The organism is Schnuerera sp., from assembly GCF_035459645.1.
GTDB lineage: Bacteria > Bacillota > Clostridia > Tissierellales > Tepidimicrobiaceae > Schnuerera.
On sequence record NZ_DATHXO010000065.1, the window covers coordinates 1 to 4,576 of the forward strand.

Here is a 4,576-nt window from a genome sequence, read left to right on the forward strand (position 1 = left end):
ATTCAGGATTTAGACATTTAATTAATGAAAAAAGTTATTTCAATATGAAATTTTTATTTGATACTCTACCTAACGAGCTGGTACCTTTTGATTATAAAACCTTCTTTGATTCTCCAGCCATATTTAAAGTTTGTGTAACTGATGTTGCAACTGGACAACCTAAATATTTTGAAAAAAATCAATTTAAAGGTAATGACAAAGAATTAATGAATAAAATATTGAGGGCTTCCAGCAGTTTACCAATCATTTCTCCGCCTGTAGAAATAGATGGGAAACTTTATTTCGATGGAGGAATTTCAGATTCTATACCATTGGAAAAGTCTATTGAAGATGGAAATCAATATAATGTAGTTGTACTTACTAGAAACAAAGATTATTTGAAAAGGGAACAAAAATTAGGTATTTATTCAAAACATTATTTAAAAAAATATCCTAAAATAATGGAAGCGATTAAAAAAAGGCATATTAAATACAATATTACTTTGGAGAAAATTGAAACTTTAGAAAGGGAAGGCTATGTTTACGTATTTAGACCAATAGCTCCTTTAAACGTTGATAGATTGGAAAAAGATAAAAATAAGTTAAACGAACTTTATAATCAAGGATATAAAGAAACACAGGAACGGATGGAAGGGTTTAAACAATGGATAGAAAAAATTTCTAAACATTAAACACTCATACCCTATTCTTAATAGTCGTATATATTTAATATAAACCATTAGGAATGGGGTGATAAGATAGTGATAAATACTGATTGTATTCAATTAATAATTGAAATACTTGAAAAAGATTTTTTAGATGAAAAATTATATAATATTTTTATAAAAACTAAAGGTGCTAGAGGATTTTTAGAACACCAAAGTTGTATTGATAATAGTATTGCAAAGGCTAAAATTAAAGAAGAACTGAAAAAAATTATTAAAGATGAATATTATGAAGATGAGTACGAATTTTATAAGCTAAGGAAGAGTTTAAATCAGCTAAAATTAGATATTCAATATATCAATGAAAATGCAGATTTATTAATTAAAATCGCCCTTAAAAAAGTATATAAAATAGTTCCTAGAGAAATGCCCATTCGATATAATATTTACTTATATAGTGGAGGGGACGATGGCGGATTTACAATCAATAGAAAGAAAATATTTATTAATTATGGGAAATATATCGGAGAGAGAGAAGAGTTTATAAATATTTTAAGCCATGAAATGTATCATAGCAGAAAACTTCCTATTAGAAATAAAATAATATTTTTATCTAAAATAATGGTTAAGGAAAACAGACTTTTATATGAAACCATTGGGAAATCAATTGAAGAAGGCATAGCTTGTCTTGTTCAACATGGTCCAAATTTAAAAAAAGATGATTTGTCAGGGAATCTAACAAAAAGACATCTATTGGTTGCTAGAGATGATTTTGAAACTTTAAACAATATTTTAATGAAGATAAAATCATCTAAGACTTTGGGTAGAGAATACAATCGCTTAAATATTTATGTGATTGGCTATTTAATAGTCAGTATTATTTATAAAGAAAAAGGAGTACTTATCTTAGATGATTGGACAATTAATTTAAATTTTAGAAGGATAATTGAAGAATACGTAGAATTATGTAATAGAAATGGTGTTTCAACATGTATTAACAATGAAATAGCAAAATGGCTTGTAAAATGAGGTGGATTAAAATGATGAAAGAAATATAGGAACCATTTTGGCAAGAATTATTCAGGTTGATATATTTAAAACAAACACCATAACTATATCCTTAGGTGCATTACTTACTACTATATATTCTGTTTATTTTAATTTCTATTTAATGAATTTATGCAAAAAATGGGAAAAAATGAGTTAATGGTGGTATAATATTTATAATAAACTCGGAAGAGGTGATGCTATTTTGATGAATTTTTTCAAAAAAAACAAACCAATTGATATCTTATCTCCTATGTCAGGTAATATTATTCCATTGGAAGATATAGAAGATAAAGCTTTTTCTGAAAAAAGACTAGGAGAAGGCATAGCAATTGAGATTACCGATGGGAAAGTAATAGCACCTTTTGATGGCGAGATAACTAGTACCTACAAATCAAACCATTGTGTCGTTATTCGATCTGAAGAAGGTATAGAATTACTCATCCATGTTGGCTTAGAAACAATAAAATTGCAAGGAGAAGGTTTTACCCAGCATGTAGCATTAATGCAGAAGGTTAAACAAGGGGATATCATATTGGAAGCGGATTTAGATTTAATAAAAAAGAAAGGGAAATCTATAATCTCTCCAATAATAATCACCAATATGGGAAGATTAGAATCCATGGAAAAATCAGATGGTATTGTAGAAAAAGGTATTTCTAAGATAATGACTGTGACTTTGAAGAAAAGTAAATATTAAAAATAAAGATAATTCAAGTGGTAATACTATCTTTTTTATTAAAAAGAATGTATAATAAATATTAAGCTACATTTTGTAGCTTAATATTTATTTTAGGGGTAATGTTGATGAATTGGTTAAAAAAAGTTATGGCTGGAAGATATGGTGGAGATCAGCTTTCTATAGTCCTGTTAGTGTTCTCAATATTACTAACGTTAATAGGTCAGCTTGTCAAAATTCCACTAATATCATTTATAGGATATATTCCTCTAGGTATAAGCATATTTAGAATGTTTTCAAAGGATATATCTAAAAGAAGAATGGAAAATTATAAATTTGCTATGTTTGTAAGTCCTGTCTACTCTTGGTTTAAAAAGACTGAGAATCGTTTCAAAGACAGAAAAACTCATAGATATTTTAAATGTCCAAATTGTAATTCTAAACTACGACTACCAAAAGGTAAAGGAAAAATTACAATAACTTGTCCAAAATGTAATACTAAATTTAATAAAAGAACTTAACTATCCTATTATATAAACTACCTGGATTTTTTGTAATTTAAAAATAATTGGGAGAGGTTTAACTATAAATGAATATTTTCAAAAAGATATTAGGTAAAACTCTATATGGAATTGCAAAATTTATATCAATAGTATTAGATGGATTAATAAAATTAATAGAATTTGTAGTAATATTTGTAAGGAGTATTGCAAGAGGATTTGCTGCATTGATAGGGATGGGTGGATGTTTGATTCTTTTTTTATTAGCAGGGCCTTTTGGATTTATAATATTGATGCATCCTGTTGTTTTATTGACAATATTGTTTTTCGTCATATTTCCAATATTGGGAACTAAGTTCATATCCTATTTGAAATACTTAAAATATAGTATAACAGAATTTTTATTCGATCGTGCTAATTATTTAATAGATGGAATAGGTTATCAATTTAGATCTTTTACAGAATATAAAAATGCATATAAAAGAATGGAAGAAGAAAGAAAAAGAAGAGAAGAGCATAGGCGTTATACTGAACAACAAAGAGAATGGGAAGAAATGTTCAAACAATGGTATGAATACCAAAATTCCCAAAGAGAACAAGGGAACTATGGGGGACAAGGTAGTTATGGGCATAACTATGCAAATCCTAGTTTTGCATTTAAAGAAAAATACGAGAGAAGTTGTGACCTATTAGATTTAGCATACAATGCAGATAAATATGAAATAAAATTAGCATATAGGAAAAAAGCAAAAGAGTATCATCCAGATCTGAATAAATCACCAAATGCAACCAGCATGTTCCAACAGATAAGTGAAGCATATGAATTTTTAAGTGATGATAATATTAAAAGATATAAAAGTATAAGCTAGTTTAAGAAAAGGAAAACTAGCCGTTGTGATTATTTGCAAATATTTCCTATCTGTGATATAGTAGACTAGTTAGTTACAAAACTTAAGTATATTTTACTCGATGATTGAGGAAAACTATTTTAAAAAGGAACTTTTTGCTAACATAATTTATTATGTTAGCTTTTTTGTTTTAAGAGAAAATTTATTAATAAAGGAGGTGTTAGAATGACTATAAATACAATATTTGCATTGGTTGGATTGCTTTTAATAACAGCATTTACCAATGTTTTATCAACATTAAAAACTATGTTTATATCTAAAAAGATTATGAATCCAGTCTATGGATTAGTGTTTGTCGATGCCATAATATTTGCAACGGTAGTTGGAAAAGTCACTAATGGAGATGGAATCGAATTTACAATAGCTTATGCTTTAGGAAGATCTATGGGCGTGTTTATTGGGAACAAACTTGAAGAACGATTGGCACTTGGAATATTGGAAGTCGATTTATTTTTAAACAATAAAGGAAAAATGATTCAGGTAGCAGAAAGACTTAGAGAAGTTGGATATACAGTCAATAACTATTTAGTTAGCGGTAATCATGGAAACAAAAGATATAAAATTGAAGTTGTAATTAAAAGAAAGGAATTTAAGGTATTAGAGAATATTATGAATGAATTTAGTATTGATACTCCAACTTTAAAAATTAAAAACCTAAGCAAAGTAGACGGTAAGATAACAACTACAAGTACTAAAGCCATATAATCATTTATTTTGAAGTATATCATTATAAAATAATATCATAGCTCCTGCTGTTGTTCTTTTGGCTAAAGGTAGTCCACATTTAGCTATTCTATA

6 protein-coding genes are annotated in these 4,576 nt (G+C 27.5%); all 6 read left to right on the forward strand.

Annotated features, from left to right (window positions below; all coding sequences use genetic code 11):
- Window positions 1–671, forward strand: a 671-nt coding sequence (locus VK998_RS01620; RefSeq protein WP_325224740.1) for a patatin-like phospholipase family protein, incomplete at its 5' end; no start/stop codon positions are given.
- 69 nt (window positions 672–740) lie between these two features.
- Entirely contained in the window at window positions 741–1,673 is a 933-nt protein-coding gene (locus VK998_RS01625; protein ID WP_325224743.1) for a DUF5700 domain-containing putative Zn-dependent protease, read from the forward strand.
- A 226-nt stretch (window positions 1,674–1,899) separates the two neighbouring features.
- Entirely contained in the window at window positions 1,900–2,391 is a 492-nt protein-coding gene (locus tag VK998_RS01630) for a PTS sugar transporter subunit IIA (protein WP_325224746.1), read from the forward strand.
- 107 nt (window positions 2,392–2,498) lie between these two features.
- The gene (locus tag VK998_RS01635) at window positions 2,499–2,891 is read left to right on the forward strand and encodes a BRcat domain-containing protein (RefSeq protein ID WP_325224749.1); all 393 of its coding nucleotides are present in this window, start codon (window positions 2,499–2,501) and stop codon (window positions 2,889–2,891) included.
- 68 nt (window positions 2,892–2,959) lie between these two features.
- Entirely contained in the window at window positions 2,960–3,739 is a 780-nt protein-coding gene (locus tag VK998_RS01640) for a J domain-containing protein (protein WP_325224752.1), read from the forward strand.
- A gap of 204 nt (window positions 3,740–3,943) precedes the next feature.
- Window positions 3,944–4,483, forward strand: a complete 540-nt coding sequence (locus tag VK998_RS01645; RefSeq protein ID WP_325224755.1) for a DUF5698 domain-containing protein — start codon at window positions 3,944–3,946, stop codon at window positions 4,481–4,483.
- The last annotated feature ends 93 nt before the right edge of the window (window positions 4,484–4,576 follow it).